Source organism: Tenacibaculum sp. nBUS_03 (genome assembly GCF_051201695.1).
GTDB lineage: Bacteria > Bacteroidota > Bacteroidia > Flavobacteriales > Flavobacteriaceae > Polaribacter.
Genome location: NZ_CP179214.1, coordinates 2,664,180 through 2,684,482, shown reverse-complemented (window position 1 = coordinate 2,684,482; position 20,303 = coordinate 2,664,180). Strand labels below are relative to the sequence as shown.

Annotated in this window: 17 protein-coding genes; 8 read left to right on the top strand and 9 right to left on the bottom strand. The window is 30.3% G+C overall.

The features are described from left to right. Positions 1-2: 2 nt before the first annotated feature. Positions 3-782 carry an amidohydrolase gene (locus ACMFBB_RS12435; RefSeq protein ID WP_435261099.1) on the bottom strand — a complete coding sequence of 260 codons (780 nt, stop codon included), beginning with the start codon at positions 780-782 and terminating at the stop codon, positions 3-5. 77 nt (positions 783-859) lie between these two features. Between ACMFBB_RS12435 and ACMFBB_RS12430 the strand changes: the two genes are divergently transcribed. After that, positions 860-3,613, top strand: coding sequence for a PD-(D/E)XK nuclease family protein (locus ACMFBB_RS12430; protein WP_435261098.1), 2,754 nt, complete (start codon positions 860-862; stop codon positions 3,611-3,613). Between the two features lie 145 nt (positions 3,614-3,758). On the opposite strand, the gene ACMFBB_RS12425 is transcribed toward ACMFBB_RS12430, so the two are convergent. From ACMFBB_RS12425 to ACMFBB_RS12410, 4 genes are all read right to left on the bottom strand, one after another. Further along, positions 3,759-4,628: a nuclear transport factor 2 family protein gene (locus ACMFBB_RS12425; RefSeq protein WP_435261097.1), complete on the bottom strand. Its 870-nt coding sequence runs from the start codon at positions 4,626-4,628 to the stop codon at positions 3,759-3,761. 102 nt (positions 4,629-4,730) lie between these two features. Then, positions 4,731-5,306, bottom strand: coding sequence for a Crp/Fnr family transcriptional regulator (locus ACMFBB_RS12420; RefSeq protein WP_435261096.1), 576 nt, complete (start codon positions 5,304-5,306; stop codon positions 4,731-4,733). Positions 5,307-5,562: 256 nt separating this feature from the next. Next, entirely contained in the window at positions 5,563-6,096 is a 534-nt protein-coding gene (locus ACMFBB_RS12415; RefSeq protein WP_435261095.1) for a GNAT family N-acetyltransferase, read from the bottom strand. Between the two features lie 40 nt (positions 6,097-6,136). Next, positions 6,137-6,559 (bottom strand): molybdenum cofactor biosynthesis protein MoaE, encoded by a 423-nt coding sequence (locus ACMFBB_RS12410; RefSeq protein ID WP_435261094.1) that lies wholly within the window; start codon positions 6,557-6,559, stop codon positions 6,137-6,139. A 195-nt stretch (positions 6,560-6,754) separates the two neighbouring features. On the opposite strand from ACMFBB_RS12410, the gene ACMFBB_RS12405 reads away from it, so the two are divergent. From ACMFBB_RS12405 to ACMFBB_RS12395, 3 genes are all read left to right on the top strand, one after another. Then, on the top strand, positions 6,755-6,934 hold the full coding sequence (locus tag ACMFBB_RS12405; RefSeq protein ID WP_435261093.1) for a hypothetical protein: 180 nt from the start codon (positions 6,755-6,757) through the stop codon (positions 6,932-6,934). A gap of 26 nt (positions 6,935-6,960) precedes the next feature. After that, positions 6,961-8,148 (top strand): phosphoglycerate kinase, encoded by a 1,188-nt coding sequence (locus ACMFBB_RS12400; protein ID WP_435261092.1) that lies wholly within the window; start codon positions 6,961-6,963, stop codon positions 8,146-8,148. A gap of 173 nt (positions 8,149-8,321) precedes the next feature. Next, the gene (locus ACMFBB_RS12395) at positions 8,322-9,362 is read left to right on the top strand and encodes an NADP(H)-dependent aldo-keto reductase (protein ID WP_435261091.1); all 1,041 of its coding nucleotides are present in this window, start codon (positions 8,322-8,324) and stop codon (positions 9,360-9,362) included. Between the two features lie 109 nt (positions 9,363-9,471). On the opposite strand, the gene ACMFBB_RS12390 is transcribed toward ACMFBB_RS12395, so the two are convergent. From ACMFBB_RS12390 to ACMFBB_RS12380, 3 genes are all read right to left on the bottom strand, one after another. Continuing rightward, complete coding sequence (locus tag ACMFBB_RS12390) at positions 9,472-10,749, bottom strand: tRNA modification GTPase (protein WP_435261090.1); 1,278 nt, start codon at positions 10,747-10,749, stop codon at positions 9,472-9,474. An 81-nt stretch (positions 10,750-10,830) separates the two neighbouring features. Next, complete coding sequence (locus ACMFBB_RS12385) at positions 10,831-12,348, bottom strand: G-D-S-L family lipolytic protein (protein WP_435261089.1); 1,518 nt, start codon at positions 12,346-12,348, stop codon at positions 10,831-10,833. A gap of 4 nt (positions 12,349-12,352) precedes the next feature. After that, the gene (locus ACMFBB_RS12380) at positions 12,353-15,229 is read right to left on the bottom strand and encodes a TonB-dependent receptor (RefSeq protein ID WP_435261088.1); all 2,877 of its coding nucleotides are present in this window, start codon (positions 15,227-15,229) and stop codon (positions 12,353-12,355) included. A 191-nt stretch (positions 15,230-15,420) separates the two neighbouring features. Here ACMFBB_RS12380 and ACMFBB_RS12375 point away from each other — a divergent pair, with 191 nt between their 5' ends. From ACMFBB_RS12375 to serS, 3 genes are all read left to right on the top strand, one after another. After that, positions 15,421-16,356, top strand: a complete 936-nt coding sequence (locus tag ACMFBB_RS12375; RefSeq protein ID WP_435261087.1) for a bifunctional riboflavin kinase/FAD synthetase — start codon at positions 15,421-15,423, stop codon at positions 16,354-16,356. Between the two features lie 154 nt (positions 16,357-16,510). After that, entirely contained in the window at positions 16,511-16,738 is a 228-nt protein-coding gene (locus ACMFBB_RS12370; protein ID WP_435261086.1) for a helix-turn-helix domain-containing protein, read from the top strand. 66 nt (positions 16,739-16,804) lie between these two features. Further along, complete coding sequence (gene serS, locus ACMFBB_RS12365) at positions 16,805-18,079, top strand: serine--tRNA ligase (RefSeq protein WP_435261085.1); 1,275 nt, start codon at positions 16,805-16,807, stop codon at positions 18,077-18,079. Positions 18,080-18,135: 56 nt separating this feature from the next. On the opposite strand, the gene ACMFBB_RS12360 is transcribed toward serS, so the two are convergent. Next, on the bottom strand, positions 18,136-18,279 hold the full coding sequence (locus ACMFBB_RS12360) for a hypothetical protein (RefSeq protein ID WP_435261084.1): 144 nt from the start codon (positions 18,277-18,279) through the stop codon (positions 18,136-18,138). A 210-nt stretch (positions 18,280-18,489) separates the two neighbouring features. On the opposite strand from ACMFBB_RS12360, the gene ACMFBB_RS12355 reads away from it, so the two are divergent. Then, a complete protein-coding gene (locus ACMFBB_RS12355; protein ID WP_435261083.1) occupies positions 18,490-20,265 on the top strand; it encodes a tetratricopeptide repeat protein in 1,776 nt (591 codons plus the stop codon). Positions 20,266-20,303 lie beyond the last annotated feature (38 nt).

The following is a 20,303-nucleotide window of genomic DNA, read 5'->3' as shown; positions in this document are numbered from 1 at the left end:
CTCTATATAAACCGAAAAGCATCCCCATCTTCTAAAAAGCGAAATTTATCTCTATAATTATTTTGTACTTGCTTATCTAACTCAACAATTAAAATCGATTCTTCTCCTTTATCACTTTTAGCCAAGCAATTACCCAAAGTATCATAGCAAATAGAATTTCCTGAATATTCATAATTATTTGCATCAACCCCTACTCTATTCACTCCTATAGTATAACTCATATTTTCAATAGCTCTTGCTTTTAACAATGAATCCCAGGCATTAATTCTAGGTTTTGGCCAACTTGCAATATATAATAGTACATCATAGTTATCAGTGTTTCTTGCCCAAACAGGAAAACGTAAATCATAACAAATTAATGGGCGAATTCTCCAACCTTTGAACTCAATTAAAATATTATTTTGACCAGCAGTGTATGTTTCATGCTCTTTTGCTAATGTAAATGTATGTTTCTTATTATATGTTTCAATCTCTTCAGATGGGTGAATAAAAAGAAGTCTATTATAATAATTTTCATGCTCTTTAATTATAATACTCCCAATAACAGCTACATCTAAAGTAGTTGCTATTCCTTTCATCCATTGAATGGTTTCACCTTCCATAGTTTCAGCATTTTCACTAGCATTCATAGTAAACCCGGTAGTAAACATTTCTGGGAGTATAATTAGATCTACTTTTGCTGTAATCCCTTTTATTTTTTCTTCAAAAGACATTCTATTTGCTATTGGATTTTCCCAAACTAAATCTGATTGAATCAATGCGACACTGAGTTTTTTAGTCATATTTTTTGATTGAAATGAGGTGTATTATATCTCAAAAATAAGATAAAAATTGTACTTTGCTCCTATATAATTAGCCAATGCAATCATTTATTTCTGACACATTAGATAGTATTTTAAAAACAACCAAATCATTTGAAGATGTTGAGTTTATATTACCTTCTCAAAGAGCAGGAGTTTTTGTTAAACAGGCTTTAAAAAACAAAATCACTACTGGTTTTCTACCTCGAATAAGTAATATTGGTAATTTTATAGAAGATGTTTCTGGAATGAAAAAAGCAGATTCTGTTCAATTACTATTTTATTTCTATTCCATTTATAAGAAAGAAGAGAATAATCCAGATACTTTTGATGTGTTTTCTTCTTGGGCATTTACTGTACTACAAGATTTTAACGAAATAGACCAACATTTAATAAATGCACGTGAAATTTTTGTGTATTTAAGAGACATCCATCGCTTACGAAAATGGTCAGTTTCTGGAACATTCCAAGAAACAGAATTGATGAAAGATCATTTTGCTTTTATGGAAAAACTACACAAGCTTTATACCATTTTTTATGAGTTTTTAATTACGGAAAAGAAAGGATATCAGGGTGTAATCTATAGAGAGTCTGTAAAATGTATTGATGAATTCATTTCAAAAAACACAAAGAAGAAGTTCTTTTTTATAGGTTTCAATGCATTAAACGCTGCTGAAGAGTTTCTCTTTCAAAGAATGTTAGAAGCTGAAAACACTGAGGTATACTGGGATATTGACCAAACTTTTTATGAAAGCAACCATCAAGCCGGAAGCTTTATTAGAAAATACAAAACCCGATGGAACTATTATCAAAAGAACCCTATTCAAACTGTTGCTACACATTTTTCAGCTCCAAAAAACATTCAAATAATTGGAGCATCAAAAAACATAACACAAATAAAATACGCTGGAGAATTATTGTCAAAATTCTCTAGTCATAACAATACCGCACTAGTATTAGCAGATGAATCTTTACTACCAATAACCTTAAATTCATTACCTGAAAATGTTGATGCAATAAATATTACCATGGGATATCCGCTAAAAGATGTTCCTACAACAAGTTTACTATTAACTATTTTTCAGCTTTTTATAAATCAAGAAAAATTACAAAAAAAAGAACACCATCTTTTTTATTATAAAGATGTAGTTGCTTTACTAAAACACCCCGCTATATATCAGTTATTACAAATTGAAGAACATAATATTGCAGACAGTGTTTCTCAAGTAATTGTAGCAAGTAATACAACATTTGTAAATCAAGAGAGAATTGCTGAGTTTTTTGCGCAAATACCCTTAGAAACGAAAAATGTTATTTTACCTCTTTTTAATCCCTTTACAACAGTTGACGATTTTTTATCACGTATTTTAAATTTAATTATTGTTTTAAAAGAAGTTGCTAATGAATTAGAAAAGGAATACTTGTACCGTTTTTATACTGCTTTTATACAATTACAAAACTTACATGACACCTTTAATTATATTCAAGATTTAAAAACACTTCAACAGTTTTTTAAACAACTAATACAATCTGAGAGTTTATCATTTCAAGGAGAACCTTTACAAGGTTTACAGTTAATGGGAGTATTAGAAACTCGTGTTTTAGATTTTGAAAACGTAATTATTACGTCAGTTAACGAAGGGGTTTTACCTGGTAATAACCAACAAAATTCTTTTATCCCTTTTGATGTGAAAATAGAATTTGGATTGCCTACCTATAAAGAAAAGGACGCTCTTTTTTCATATCACTTTTTTAGACTTTTACAACGCGCTAAAAACATTTATATTCTATACAATACTGAACACGATGTTTTTGGAAGTGGAGAAAAAAGTCGTTTTGTTACGCAGTTAGAAATGATGAGAAACGACGTAAAGGAAGAAATTATAAGTCCTAAAATAACAACAACTGTACCCCAGCAAAAAGAAATAGCAAAGAACGAAGAAGTTTTAGAAAAATTACGTGAACTTGCGAAGAAAGGAATATCACCATCAGCCTTAACCAACTACTTATACAACCCAATAGCATTTTACAAACAAAAAATATTAAAAATAAAAGAATTTGATGATGTAGAGGAAACTGTGGCTGCAAATACTATGGGAACTGTAGTACATGACACTTTAGAAGCTTTATATAAACCTTTTGAAGGGAAGTTTATCTCGGTAGAAATCATTACTAAAATGCAACAAAAAACTAAAGAGTTAATTGTTTTCTATTTTTCAGAGCATTTTAAAAATGGAGACATTAGCACTGGCAAAAACCGATTAATTTTCGAGGTTGCAAATCGTTTTGTAATTAATTTTTTAAAGCAAGAAAAAGAACTTCTTAAAGATGACAGTAACCAATTAAAAATAATTGCTACTGAACAAACATTAGCTACTCAAATAACTATTGATGGATTTGATTTCCCGATTAAAATTCATGGTCAAGTAGATAGAATTGATGAATTAAACGGAGTTACTAGAATTATTGACTACAAAACGGGTAAAGTAGATGCTTTAAACTTAAAAGTATTAGATTTTAATGTATTACCCGAACTAAAGTATCATAAAGCTATTCAAGTAATGCTATATACATACTTATACACACAACATACCAATCATGACTTTACAAAACCATTGGAAGCTGGAATTATTTCTTTTAAAAATTTAAAAAATGGTTTTTTAAAAATGAATTTTTCTGCAAATTACAAAAACCCAGATAATCAAATAACAGAAGAAAAGCTAGAAGCGTTTATGGATGAAATAAAAGAGATGTTAAAAGATCTTTACAACCCCGAAACTTCCTTTATTGAGCCAACAGATTTAAAGTATTAATTAATAGCTGAAGTGCTATTTCATCTAACACATTAAAATAATCATAAATTAAGTAATAAAGTAGGCGTAACAAATGTAACCCACCCAAATAACACGGGTAGGTTTTTTAGAAGGGTACTATCTTTTATAATTAGAAATACTAAAATTAATTTGGATATTCAAAAGGATCATTGTTATTCAATGATTGTCCTGTCATTGTTTCAATCAAATCCCAATGCTCTATAATCATTCCATTATCATCAAATCTAAATATATCAACTACACCTGAAATAGCATTCTCTTTTTTGTTTAAATCTTCTACTTTAGAATGTATTACTACCATATCACCTTGAGCTATAACCTTGGCAATTATGGTTTTTGATTGATAATTGATACTTTTTAAAAAGTTTAACAAACTTATTAAGCCTGATTTTTTGTCGGCTACAGTTGGATTATGCTGAATGTAATCATCAGCAACATAGTTTTCAATTGCAGTTAAATCCTCTAAATTATCGAAGGTTTTTAAAACCGCAACAGCTCTTTCTTTATTCTGCTTTAAGTTTTTATTTTTATTGATATTAGTATCAGGTCCAGCATGCATTGTGTTATTATTTTTTACTTCATTTGGTGGAGACTGATATTGATCCCAATGCGCTACTAACTTACCATTTTCAATACGCCAAATGTCAACATAGATATACTGCTCTGAACCTACTGTCCATAAAGAATGTAATGCAGCATAATCATTTTCACCTACTACTCTTAAAATTTCTATTTTATTATTACTAGCAGCATTTTCCTGTAACTCTTCCCTTAAAGGCTCAACTCCATCAGCATATGCAGGAGCATGTTGTATATATGTATTACCAATGTATTTATTGAACTTGGTCATATCTTTTTCTACAATAACTTCTTGGTAAAACCCTCTTGCAATTTCTGCTGAACTTAACTCGTTAAACACATCATTAGTTTGATTACAACTAGCAAAAAATAAAATAGTTGTTATTAAAAGTAAGGAACTTAAAAAATACTTCATTCTTAATTATTTTTATGAATTATAAGGCAAAGATGAAGCATGTAAAATCGATAAGCATTGAACTAGTTCAATAAATTAAATGTATGTATTTTTATACTCAAATTAATTATTTACTATTTTTCTTCGAATTTTACTTAAAAATTCATGAGATATACCTAAATACGAGGCAATTTGAATATTGGTAAGTCGCTCAGCAATTTGAGGGTACTTGGTTATGAATTCAAGATATCGCTGATCTGCAGTAGTACTTATATTCCTAATAATTCGTTGTTCCAATGCTACATGCGATTTTTGAGTCATGATTCGAAACATTTTTTCAATTTCAGGTATTTCTTGGAAGGCTTTAATCTTATCTTTTTTATTTATTAATAACACCTCGCTGTCTTCAAGTGCTTGTATTGTAAATTTGGCTGGAGCTTTAGTCAAAAAACTATTCAAGTCTGTTACCCACCAATTTCTTATTCCAAAATACAAAGTATGTTCGTTTCCTTTTTCATCTATTGTATATAACCTAAAACATCCATTAATGATGAAGCCCTCAAATTCGCACACATTACCTTGTTCTAGTAAACAGTCTTTTTTCTTTATTAAAGTCAAGCTAAACAGACTGATGAATTTGTTTAAGTTTTCATCTGAAATGTTTACTAGATTTTTTACGTACTGAGCTAATAAATTCATATGTTATAAGGAAAATAGTGGACACATCTGCTAAAACACAATGGAAATACATTGATGTTGATATGTCTTTTACTACTCCCACACTTTTTATCAAAAGCTCCATTATATCAACGATCTTATAATCCAAAGATCTCTAACATTATTGAAAAACAAAACTATAAGTTATAATTCATATTTATTTGATCAGAGTCACAGTTTGACTCAGGTCACAATTTGTTTTTTAAAAGCACTGTAAAGTTAAAATGAAAAGTTTTTTCTATATATCCATATACACAACTACCCAAATTTTATTGTTACAGTCATAGCGCACCAACTCTTCAAAACCAATAGCTTTATGGTCATTTATTGAACGAATATTTAGGGCATCTATCTCTGTAATTATACAATCATACTTTGCAGTAAAAGTATCTCGCATTTTGGCATACAAACCTCTAAAAACACCTTTGCCTCTATAAGCTCTATCAACACAAACCTGTCCCATAATGATGTAATTACTTTTAGATTTTCTTGAACTATCTATTTCAGTAAACATGGGAGTTAAAACTGGAATATCTCCTCTAAATTGTTTAGACATAGACAAAGCATACCCAATAACGTCTCCTCCAGAGGTAGCGATACTGTGTGCATGAACGTTATGCATTCTTCTTAATATTCTCAAATCATGTTGAACGGTAACAAAACCCTGTTCCTTTTTATCAACTTCAGTTAAATTAATAGGTATATTTTTAGATTGTAAGGCTAGTATTTGCTCTAGCTCTATAAGGGTTTCAGTTGTTTTAAATTCAATCATAAGTACACATTTTAATGAAATATAACCAAGTTTAGAATTTTTATGGGTGAGCATTCACCCATACTTCACCATCAGAAAAATATTCTTTTTTCCATATAGGTACTGTTTCTTTCAAAGTATCAATAGCATATTTACAAGCTTCAAAAGCTGCTCCTCTATGCGGAGAAGAAACTGTTATAATAACAGGTATATCTCCAATATTTAGTGAACCTTCAGCATGATGGATAGCTATTTTTTTTATTGCAAATTTTGTTAAAGCTGTATTCGCTATTTTTTTCATTTCTTTTATAGCCATAGACTTATAAGTAGAAAAATCTAACCAAGTAACTTCTTTATTTTTTGTAGCATTACGAACCGTGCCTACAAATACAGAAATTCCACCACAAGAAGGATCTGCTACAAAATCATAACATTCTTGTAAATCTAGTTTTTCAGACAATATTTTTACAGAAATAGTATCCATTCTTTTTTAACAAATATATAAGTTTGTTACTAAATTAAAACCTGTTTTAATATAGTTTTAAATAGTTATTTTTGTTGAAAAAAGAATAGCAGTATTAAAACATAAAATATGTTTATTATAAATCTTACCTACAAAGTTCCTTTAAAAAAAATGATCATTTTTTAGAGGCACATATTCAGTATTTAGATAAACAATATGGTTAAGGATTTTTTTGTCTTCTGGAAGAAACTCAAAAATGGAGGAATTATACTATGCAATGCAGAAAATAAAAATGAGGAAGTTATAAAACTAAATCCTTTTAAAATAAATAATTTAGCAGACTACGAAATAATTGAATTTATAACAACAAAAGCTATTTTAAATACAAATTTTTGATTAAAACAAACACACAATAACAATACATGAAAACACTAAACGATTATAATTTTGAAAACAAAAAAGCATTAATACGCGTTGATTTTAATGTTCCTTTAAATGATGTTTTTGAAGTAACCGATGATACTAGAATTCAAGCGGCAAAACCAACAATTATTAAAATTTTAGAAGATGGAGGAAGTTGTGTGCTAATGTCACATTTAGGTCGACCAAAGGGTGTTGAAGAAAAATACTCCTTACGACATATTGTAGAGAAAGTAACTACTGTTTTGGGTGTAAAAGTTTCTTTTGTTGAAGATTGTATAGGAGAAAAAGTTGAAACTGCTGTCGCTAATTTAAAAGCTGGAGAGGTTTTATTATTAGAAAACTTACGTTTTTATAGCGAAGAAAAAGCTGGAGAGGTTGCATTTGCTGAAAAACTTTCAAAATGGGGAGATATTTATGTGAATGACGCCTTTGGTACCGCTCACAGAGCTCATGCTTCAACAGCTGTTATAGCTCAGTTTTTTTCTGAAAGGAAATGTTTTGGAAATTTATTAGCTCAAGAAATTGAAAGTATTGATAAAGTTTTAAATAATTCTGAAAAACCAGTTACAGCAATTTTAGGTGGCGCAAAAGTATCTTCAAAAATTGGAGTAATTGAAAATATTATTGACAAAGTAGACCATATTATAGTAGGTGGAGGAATGACATTTACTTTTATCAAAGCTCTAGGTGGAAAAATAGGGAACTCTTTAGTTGAAGATGATAAATTAAATTTAGCATTGGCTATTTTAAAATTAGCTAAAGAAAAAAACACCGAAATTCATTTACCAGTTGATGCACTTGTTGCTGATTCTTTTAGTAATGAAGCCAATACTAAAACAGTTAATACTAGCGAAATTCCTGAAGGATGGATGGGATTAGACTGCGGTCCTGATACCTCTGAAAAATTTGCAGAAGTTATCGCAAAATCTAAAACTATTTTATGGAATGGGCCACTAGGAGTTTTTGAAATGGAAAACTTTGCAAACGGAACTATTGAATTAGGAAAAGCAATTGCTAAAGCTACTAAAAGTGGAGCTTTTTCATTAGTAGGTGGAGGTGATTCTGTTGCCGCCGTTAAACAGTTTGGTTTTGGAAACAAAGTAAGTTATGTGTCAACAGGTGGTGGAGCAATGTTAGAGATGTTAGAAGGGCAAACTTTACCAGGTATAGAAGCCATACTTCAATAACTAAACATATCATTTAAAAAAATAAATCTCGCAATTTGTGGGATTTATTTTTTTATAAAAACTTTAAATTTTTCTTTTCATAAATATTGGTATTTTTATGTTTTCAAATAATTAAATCAATACTTAAAAAAATTGTTAGATACTCATAACTTAAATGACTAAATATTTCAAAAATGAAATACACAACATTACCAAATACTGATGTCAAAGTTTCTAAAATATGTTTAGGAACGATGACTTGGGGGAATCAAAACACGGAGGCAGAAGGGCACGAACAAATGGATTATGCTTTAGATCAAGGTGTAAATTTTTTTGACACCGCAGAATTATATTCCGTACCTGCAACTCCAGAAACTTATGGAGCAACAGAAAAAATTATTGGATCATGGTTTAAAAAAACAGGAAACCGTGACAAAGTTATTTTGGCTTCAAAAATAGCTGGCGGTGGCGATTATACGGCTCATATTAGAACTGGAGGATTTAACAAAAAGAATATTTCTGAAGCAATTGAAGGAAGTTTACAACGCTTACAAACTGATTACATTGATTTATACCAATTGCACTGGCCTGATCGTGGCGTGAATTGTTTTGGTGTTCGTGATTACCCTTATAAAACATCAGCTAAAGAAGCTGAAAAACATTTAGAAATATTAGAAACTCTTAATGATTTTGTTAAACAAGGAAAAATAAAACATGTTGGCCTATCTAACGAAACTCCATGGGGCACCATGAAATACTTGCAAACTGCTGAGAAACATAATTTACCAAAAATGGTAACTATTCAAAATTCATATTCATTAATTCACAGGAGTTATGAATATGGAATGAGTGAAGTTTCAATGAGAGAAAATATTGGGTTATTAGCTTACTCTCCCCTAGCACAAGGTGTTTTATCAGGAAAATATTTAGGCGGTAAAAAACCTGAAGGTGCCAGAGGTACATTATTTCCACGTTTCATTTCTCGCTATATGGGTGAAGGATCAAAAAAAGCAGTTTCGGAGTATCAAAAAATTGCCGACAAACACGGTTTAACACTAACACAATTATCACTTGCTTACATTAATCAATTACCTTTCGTAACAAGTAATATTATTGGAGCTACAAAAATGAATCAATTAAAGGAAAATATTAACTCTATAAATATTGAACTTAGTGAAGACATCCTAATGGAAATTGAAATCGCGCACAATAAGATGCCAAATCCTGCTCCTTAAGAACTTTTACTGTTTTTAAATGCAAATCTAAAGAAACAAACTAAAACTCAAAATAGACGCGTCTATTGAATAAAAAACCGATGAATTAAAATCCATCGGTTTTTTACACTTAAAAAGTATATCCAATTGTTATTGACATACTACCATATCTTGACCTCACATTATAATATGTGGTTAAAAAATCACGATTATTTTGATACGTCAACTCTAAACTATACCTGTTCTTGTAAATATATCCTATATGAAAACCAATAGTATTAGTTGTTCTTACAAGAAAGTCTTTAATAACAGCCCCATCCGTTCTCGTATACCTTAAGTATGAATCAAAATTAAAATCCAACACAACAGATCCACCTACAAACATTTTAGAAACTTCGTTCATAAAAAAATAGCGTTTAATCCCAATTGGAACTTCAATAGATTTATAATTAGTTTCTGCTATTATTTTTTTCTCAACTAAAGACTCAAAAGGAAGTTCTTTTTTAGCACTAAAAAATTGAAAAGTTGGTTCTACAAATAAAGACCATTTATTTTTGTTAAATGGCAAAAAGTATTCACCTTCTACTCCTATTTTGTATGTAGTTTTAGAATCGAAACTAATGCTTGGCAAATACCTAGAAGAGTTATCTATATCTAGCGAAGTAATTCTTACTCCTCCTTTTAAAGAAACTTTAAAAAAACCCTTGGTTTCTTTTTCATACTGACCATCAATTAAATATCCTGAACATTTATTATACTTAATGAAAAACTTGCTTAGACTTTGCTTTTTATATCTTAACTTCTCAATCTCTTTTAAAGAAATCGTTTTACAAGTTAAATTTTTAAATAACTGTTGCTTATACCTATCATTTACATAAATAAAATTTCGAGTAAGATTTTTGTTTACAATACTTCTGTTAAAAGAACTCAAATTAGCATTATGCTTTAAATTTAAGTACCTTTTATAAATAAGTGGTTTAATAGGATTCTCTTCTTTACTATAAAAAAACCTTTTTAAATTCCCTCTCTTGTATCCGTATAAATTTGATTTCCCTTCTACCAATACTTTTAAGAAAAGGGTTTCTTTTTTTAAAATAGGCCTTCTAGAACCATCCAATTTACTGGTTTCATTGCTTGATTGATCAACATCAACTATTTTTCTTATATACTTTGAAAAACTATAAACCCCAAATTCTTTAACAGATTCAATCGTGTTAAAAATTTCAGAAGTACCATGATTAAGTTTATATTTAAATTTGAACGGATTATTATCCCAATCTTCATTTTTTATTAAACATTCTACTCTTTCATTATTATTTTTTATAAAATAGCCTTTTTCAAATTCAATTTGCGAGTAACAATTAATTGTTGCTAAAAGAACAGCAACATAAAATAGCATTTTTTTCATTAATTCTTTTTTTAATTTTTTTGCAAAAATAAAAAAGCCTATCAAATGATAGGCTTTTAATATATTTATTTTTAATAAGAATTAATTCGGCAAAGCAGGAGAATAGTTCGTTGGATAATCAGCTGCTTTAGCTAAACCTTTAGTTGCCTTCTTAAAGTTAGAACCATATTTATCATCAATCGCTTCTAACATTTTATTTGCCATTAAAGCATAACCTCTAGCAGTCAAGTGAATTCCATCTAAACTAACCAAACCTCCAAAAATTAAACTAGTATTCAACGTATACTCGTCAAACTGTAAACCAGCAGTAGCAGCATTTTGTAAAATAACATTGAAATCTACAAAAGCCAATCCTTTTGAATCTGCCATTGCTTTAATCGTTGTGTTATAATCGTCAGTAGCATCTTTTATAGCATCAACTTCCTTTTTTGTTAACACCCATTTATCTTCTAATGGAACCGAAACTCCATTAACCAACAGAGGGTTTCCTCCTACAGTAGTTCCTATAAAAGAAGAACTAGGTAAAACTAATAAATCTTCACTAGTTGTTTGTCTATAACTTTTTAACGCCGGATTAATAGCTGTTAAATCTGTTAAGTTTTTATCAACAATAACAACAGCATTATTACCTTCGGAAAAACTAATAGTTCTTTTTGCTATTTCAATGTCTGCCATATCTTGAGTCATAGGAGTATTTGCTACCAAGTAAGTAAAAGCTTGAACTATTCCTGCATTATACAGTGCAAATCCTTGATTAGAGGCGGTTGCTGATGCAGCACTCATAGGAACTGGATTGTATGGTACAGCCGTAAAATGTGGCAATGTAGTTATATATGGTATGTTCGCAACTACTCCTTTAGCTCCTTGTGCTGTTAATGTATTAATAATAGCACCAAACGCCGCATCAAAAGTAGCCTTTGGAGTTATAGCTCCACTAGCACCACCAGCTACAGCATAGTCTAAAACATCATTCCCTCCAACTTCAGAAAGTGTAAAAAATGTTGGGGCCTTTGAAGCCGCTTCGGCTAATAAAGTAGATTGAGTAGGCATCATTCTTACAAAGTAAGGATTTGCTGTTGCAGGCACAGTAGCTAAACCAGCTGCACTTCCATAACCAGGAGCTACAAAATGAAAACTTTTCGCTCCAGGAATACCGTAATTATTAAAACTAGGTGCATTGTCTGCAGGAAAACCTATTTTCGTTGTTGGTACTGCTGTTAACCTAACAGGAGCAGAACCATTAAAATAAAATCTAGGATCTAAAGCTACAGTTGTTCCATTAACCATTCCTCCAATATTATCGTTCATTAAAGGTTGGCTAAAATCTCCTCCTTTATCCATTGCAAACTTACTTGCTAAAATATTTGGAAAAGAATTTTTTTGTCCTTCTTTAAATAAAGCTCCATCCGTAAAACCTGCAGTAAAAGAAGCTCCTAATGAAACATATTTAGAAAAGTCTGCTGTACCAGATGTTAAAGCAACTTCTGGAACTTCTGGAGTATTGTCCTTAATTGGATCTAAATCATTATTTACATCACAAGCTACTAGTCCTATGAAAAGAACTGGTAACCAATTATATTTAAAATTTATTTTTTTCATCTTTTTAGTTGTTAATTGTCCAAGAAAGGAAATACTGAGAACCTATTGCTCCAACACCTGGCGCACTAAAGTATTCTTTTCCTGTTAAGTTAGCTCCTCCTAATTTAATTACTGACTTCCAAGATGGAATTCTATAATTCACCTGTGCATCTAAAACAGTTCTTGAATCTACTTCTCCTTCAAAGAATGAAGACTCCCAGTAAAATTCATTTTGCCATCTAGCACTCACATTAAAACCAAAGTTTTTGAACAAGTCTGTTTTACCTAATTGTAATTTCACTTTGTGCTCTGGAGTATTAAATCCAGCTTCAAAATCTGGGTCAGAAGTTTGATCAAAATCAAATTTAGACCAAGTATAGTTTAACCCAACGTTAAATCCATTGAAAACTTTAGTAGTTAATCCTAAACCAACACCATAAGAACTAATATCGGCTGCAGAATTTGTTCTAAAACCAACACCTGCATAATCTCCATTTCTTAAAGCTAGTAAAGCTAAATCTCCTTGAGTAGCTCCAGGTACTTGACTTGGTGCACTACTTCCTACTTTTCCATAAAAAGGAACTGCAATATTTTTAATTGCAATAAAATCTTGGTAATCATTGTAATAAGCACTAAAATCAACACCTACTTTTTTATCTGACACACTCAATGCACTCCTATATCCAACTTCAAATGAAGTTACTTTTTCAGGCTTAACTAAACCAAAATTTGCTTTTGTTGGAGCCCCTGCATCAATTGAACTTTCTGAAAATGCGTTCTCAAAAGCATCTCTTCCTGTGTATGTTGTAGTAGCACCTAATCCAGATATAGCTCTACCTGCAGGACTAACACCAATTGGTAAAGAAGTAAAACGATCTAAGTTGTCTTCAGCTGTACCAATTAAAGTACCACCTCCAGTTGTTAAACCAATATATTGATCTTGTGTAGTTGGATTTCTAAACCCTGTTTGAAAAGAGGCTCTAAAGTTATGATTCTTAAATTCTCCAGCAGAGTATGCTAAAGATAAACGAGGAGAAACATTTCCTTTGAAGTTTTTAGCTTTATCATAACGAGCAGAACCAGTAAACTTTAAACGGTCTTCTAAAAATTTCTTTTGTATTTGTGTGTACACACCAAATTCATCATAAGCAATAGGACTATCAGCATCAGTAAAAATAGTTCCAAAAGAATTTAAATTAAATTGTCTGTAAGAACCTCCAACTTGAACCTCAGCCCAATCGATATAATCACGTAAATTTAAGTTTCCATCAACGTGGTATAAACTTGTTTGATCTTGAAATTTAGAACCACTGATTAAATCAGGATCCTTAGTTACCTTGTCAAAAGCTGCTTTAAATTCAGGTGTACCTGGTACATAACGACCTTGATCAGCAAATGATCTAGCCGCAACATGAGCATTAGCAGGATTAGCACCTCCTTGAGTAGCTGCATTGAAATATCCTAAAACATATCTTGCAAACCATGTATTATCTGCATCTTTTGGATCTGCTAACTGACCAGTAGCAGGATTTATAACCCATTGATTGTTTATATTTAAACCTGCAAATCTTGTATCATATGAATCACCAGCATCCTCACCTGTGTAATATCCTCTAACAAAGAAGTTTTTTCCTCTAAACTCCAATTTATGTTGCTCCATAAAAAAGTTAGCAATATTATATCTGTTTTGACCTTGATAAATAGTATTACCTGTACCATACTTAGAGTTCCAAATAATTTCTAAGCGGTCGTTACCCCAAGGACGGTAATGTAAAGAAGCACCAAACTTTAAACTTTTTGCTTCATTACTCATTAAATCCACCTCATCGTAACCTGTTCTACTAACCTTAACGTTAGGAACAACCCCTAATGCAGATGAAGGTAAAGTTCCATTATCTACCAAAGCATCAACTACCCTCTTTAAGTCAGTAACAGCCTCATCACCATAAACATTTAATCCATCATAATCTAATCTTGAATTTCTGTCTCCTGGTAAATAGTTTCCACCAACACCGCTAGTGTTTCTATAATCTGTAGCATGCCACTCTTCTCCTTTCAGATAAGAAAATGTAGCTTTTACAGCAAATTTATTGTCAAATGCGTGAGCCATACGAATACTAGCATCGTCAAAACGATTATTTCCAGCAGCTTGCTGAACAGTATATCCTGTTTTATAAACAACACTTATACCTTGATCATCAAAAGGATTTTTACTAGTCATTAACATAATACCATTAAAGGCATTTGCTCCATATAATGCAGAAGCAGCTCCGGGTAATATCTCAACGGTTTTCACATCTAATTCAGACATTCCTAAAAGGTTACCTAATGCAAAGTTTAACGCTGGTGAAGAGTTATCCATACCATCAACTAACTGAACAAATCGTTCATTTGCAAAAGCAGCAAAACCACGAGTATTTACTGATTTAAATGTTAATCCACTTGCATTGATATCAACTCCTTTCAAATTTTCTAAACCATCATAAAAAGAAGGAGAAGATGTATTTTTGATTGCTCTTGAATCAAAACGCTCAATGGTAACAGGAGATTCCATGATACGCTCAGGGGTTCTAGATGCTGAAATAACTACTTCGTCTAATGAAGTTGCATTTTCAGTTAAACCCACCTCTAATATTTGATTATTCTTTGTTATCTCTACTGTTTTTGTTTCATATCCTAACAAAGAAATTTCAAGAGTAAAAGGAGGTATATCAGTTACTTTTAATGTGAATTTCCCATCAAAATCGGTACTAGTTCCGACTGCTTTTCGGGAAACCTTAATGTTTGCACCTGGCAGTGGGCCACCAAGTGATGCGTCATTTACTGTACCTGTGATAGTCGTCTGTGCAAACATCCCACTACTAAGTACTGCAAAAGCAACAAGTAATAATCTTTTTATCATAATGTGTAAAATAATTTGTTAACTTACCGCAAAATACGATTTTTTTTCATTTTCAAAATATTTGTGTTAAATTTTATTAAAAATTAAATAATAAGTTAATCTTTATCACTATTCGCAATTCTATGATTATTACTAATTATGCTTTTACTATGTGTCATACATATTGTACATTTGCTAAAACTTTTTAAAAATTGGAAATAACTCACTCAATTTTTGACTTTACTCCTACTCAAAAAACATTTGTTACCATTGGTACCTTTGACGGTGTTCATATAGGACATCAAAAAATCATAAAAAAATTAGTTGAAGATGCTAAGTCAGCTAACATGAAATCGGTTTTATTAACTTTTTTTCCCCATCCAAGAATGGTGCTTCAAAAAGAAGTTTCAATACAATTAATAAACACGATTAAAGAGCGCACAAAATATTTAGAAAAACTTGGTTTAGATTACTTAATAATTCATCCTTTTAGTAAAGAATTTTCGAGGTTAACTGCTTTAGACTTTGTTAGAGACATCTTAGTTAATCAACTGAACACCTCAAAATTAATTATTGGTTATGATCATCATTTTGGAAAAAATAGAGAAGGTAACATTGAACAATTAACTGAGTATTCTCAATTATATGATTTTAGTGTTGAAGAAATTCCTGCCCAAGATATTAATGATGTTTCTGTTAGCTCCACAAAAATTAGAAAAGCTTTATTAAACGGAAAACTTAAAACAGCAAACAAATACCTTGGCTATAGCTTTCCGCTTGCTGGCAAGGTAGTAGACGGCAAAAAATTAGGTAGCAAAATAGGGTTTCCAACCGCCAATATTTCTATTTCTGAAAACTATAAACTTATTCCTAAAACTGGTGTTTATGTTGTTAAATCTAGCATTAACAATGAATTGTTTTTTGGTATGATGAATATTGGCAACCGACCAACCGTAAATGGAAAGAATAAAACAATTGAAGTTCACTTTTTTGATTTCAATCAAGATATTTACAACCAAAAAATAAGCGTCGATCTACTTTATTTTGTGAGAGACGAACAAAAATTTGATTCTATTAATGATTTAAAACAACAATTAAAAAATGACAAAGAAACAGCTATCTTTTTTTTAAAAAGTTACGCCAATTAGTAATTCTAAATTTTATTTAAAGCCCCCCGGTTTTAAACATCACATAGCTTATTTGACGTAACCTCCATGGCAAAGTTAATCTTTTTAATTTCTTAATAATGACAGATTTGTCATTATGTTTTCAATATGTTTTTTAGAATTTGTATCAAAAAAAATGATACTTACTAAAGACGAGATAATTCTAAAAAAAATAGCCCTTTGTATTAAAACTTTACGAACTAAATACAATGTCACTTTAAGTGAGTTTTACATTGACACAGGTATTCATTTAGCAAGAATAGAGCAAGGAAAAACAAATGTAACCGTATTTACCATTCAAAAAATATGTGATTATTTCAATATTACACTGTCTGATTTTTTCATGATGCTTGAACAAATTTAGTGTTAAAAACACATTGTTTAAATGTATTACATCCTGTATCTTTGCGTTTCTTAAAAAATAATAAAGATGTTACAGGTTCAGTTTATTCGAGAAAACAAACAAACTGTTTTAGAAGGATTGGCAAAACGTAGTTTTGCAAATGCTCAAACAATAATTGAAGAAGTATTAAGTACTGATGAAACAAGAAGGTCAACTCAAGTTTTATTAGATAATATTTTAGCTGAATCAAACAAATTATCCAAAGAGATAGGTAATTTATTTAAATCAGGAGAAACTCAAAAGGCCAATCTTTTAAAAGAAAAAACAGGCCAATTAAAAGAGCAATCAAAAGTGTTAACAGAAAAGCTTACCAAAGCTACGAATGAATTACAAGAGTTATTATACCAAATACCCAATATACCTCATGCTTCTGTTGTAGCTGGAAAAAGTGAAGAAGATAATGAAGAGGTATTTTCTGAAGGGAATATCCCTAACCTAAACGATAATGCACTTCCTCACTGGGAATTAGCTAAAAAATATGACATTATCGATTTTGATTTAGGGGCTAAAATTACTGGAGCTGGTTTTCCTGTTTATAAAGGAAAAGGTGCTCGTTTACAACGCGCTTTAATCAACTATTTTCTAGATAAAAACATAAAAGCTGGCTACAAAGAAGTTCAAGTACCTCATTTAGTTAATGAAGCCTCTGGAATAGCCACAGGTCAACTACCAGATAAAGAGGGACAAATGTACCATGCTTCTGTGGATGATTTATATTTGATTCCTACTGCTGAAGTACCAATTACCAATATTCATAGAAATGATTTAGTAAAAGAAGCTGACTTACCAATTCAATATACAGGGTATACACCTTGTTTTCGAAGAGAGGCTGGAAGTTATGGTGCTCATGTTCGTGGATTAAATCGTTTACATCAATTTGACAAGGTAGAAATTGTAAGAATTGAACATCCAGATAATTCTTACGACGCATTAAATGGTATGGTAGAGCACATTAAAGAAATTTTACGTGAATTAAAATTACCTTATAGGATATTACGTTTATGTGGTGGGGATACTGGATTTGTAGCTGCCCTAACTTTTGATTTTGAGCTATATTCAACTGCGCAAAAACGTTGGTTAGAAATTAGTTCGGCTTCTAATTTTGAAACTTACCAAGCTAACCGTTTAAAGTTACGTTTTAAAAACAGTGATGGAAAAAGCCAATTAGTGCATACACTCAATGGTAGTTCGTTAGCCTTGCCTAGAGTTTTAGCGGGTATCCTAGAAAACTATCAAACAGAAGAAGGAATTAAAATTCCTGATGTTTTGGTGCCTTATTGCGGATTTGATATGATTAACTAAATTATAAATAAATAACCCAATTAAAAAAGTAAGTTTCAGGTTTGAAACTTACTTTTTTAATTTGCTATAATAGCTGTCATTATTTTTTTGCATTTGTTCATTTCTAAAAGCGCCTCAAAATATTGAGATATTTGTCCTTTTCTCATAAATTCATTTGCTCTTTCTCTTGCCGTGTCGTATTGTGTAGATAAGTTTTTCATACTGTATAATTTGTTTAGTTCTTTTATCATTAAGACAAAGTTCGTGCCAAAATGTTACAAGGATTTCAAAAAAAAACATGTTTTTAATTGTTTTTTAACAGAAAAACCCACTCTTTAACTAACTTTAAAAAGGCTAAATCTTTGATTATATGGTCTTTTTTTAAGATTTTTGTATAAATTGTATTTCAAAATAAATACGCCTAATTTTTAATGAAAAAATTTATCTTCCTATTTACTTTTTTAATTTCCAGTCTATTTTGTTATTGTCAACAAAACGGTTATATAATTGCTGAAAACTATTTCAGAAATGGTGAATATGAAAAAGCTATACAACTGTATAAAGACCTACATAATAAAAGCCCTTATAACACCACTTACTTAAAAAAATTAATTAGTTGTTACCAAGAAACAAATCAATTTTTAGTTGCTGAATCTTTACTTGTCGAAAAACTAAAAAAATATCCTAAACAAACATACACCTATGTAATGCTAGGGTACAACTTTGAACGAAAACAAGAAATAAATAAAGCAGATGAGCAATATCAAAATGCTTTAGAATCAATTAAAAATAATAGCGGATATGGAGGTATTATAGCAAACCTTTTTAAAAACTATAATAAATTAGACTATGCTTTAAAAGCATACAATGGTATTATGGTTAATAATCCAAAAGCAAATTACGGGTTTCAGCTTGCTCAAATTTATGGTGAAAAAGGTAATTTTGAAAAGATGTTTGACTCCTATGTTGATTTAGTTGATAAAAATGAAAAATATCTCAACAATATTAAACGCTTTGCAAGTAAATATATTAATGACGATAGCGAGAATGAAAACAATGCTTTATTAAGAAAATCGATTTTAAAAAAATCAATTAGTAATCCTAAAAACATTTGGAATGACCTACTAGCCTGGCTATTTATCAAACAAAAACAATATCAAAAAGCACTCATACAACATAAAGCTTTACTTGCTAGGGATGCAGATAATTTATCTGGCATAAAAAATTTAGGTAAAATAGCATTTGAAAATAAAGACTATGAAACCGCTAAAGATTGTTTTGGTATCGTAATTCAAAAGACGAATTACCCTAGGGATAAATTTAGAGCAGTTCATATGAATTTACAAATTGACATTGCTACTAAACAACCTAACATTGAAGAGAAATTTCAGCAGATATTTACAGAATTTGGTTCAAATAGAAATACATTACTTATTCAACTAGCTTATGCTGATTATTTAACTTTTACTAAAAACAATCCTGAAAAGGGAATTAAAGTTTTAGAAAAAGCAATGAATTTTAGTAATTCTAAGTTTACCAAAGCTTCCGTTAAACTTAAACTAGGTGAAATATTAGTTTTCACTAAAAATTTTAATAAAGCACTTATTTATTTTTCACAAGTACAAACTCAGTTTAAAAACCATTTTTTAGCCCAAGAAGCTCGCTTTAAAGTTGCTCAAGCCTCATATTTTAAAAATGATTTTAAATGGGCTAAAGCACAATTAAAAGTACTGAAAGGATCAGCAACTCAACTTATAGCTAATGATGCTGCTGAGCTTTTTTTAACAATCTCTGATAATCAATCTAAGGATAGTATATCTACTGGACTAAAAGAATATGCGAAAGCAGATTTATTAGCATATCAAAACAAAAGCAAAGAAGCCATAGATTTATTATCAGAAATACTAATTAATTATAAAAATCAGCCTATTGAAGATGAAGCTCTTTACAAACAAGCTAAATTGTTTGTAAAACAACAAGAGTATGAAAAGGCTATTGATAATTTCAAAAAAGTATTACAATTAAACCCTGAAGGAATATTAGTTGATAATAGTCTTTATGAATTAGGAGAATTATATAATAAACAATTAAATAATCCTGAAACAGCTTCTGAATACTACCAAAAGATTATTTTTGACCACCCTTCCAGTATTTACTTAATAGATGCTAGAAAAAAATATAGAAAATTAAGGGGAGATAATATTTAATTAACTAATATATCATAAATAACTATTATAATAAATCA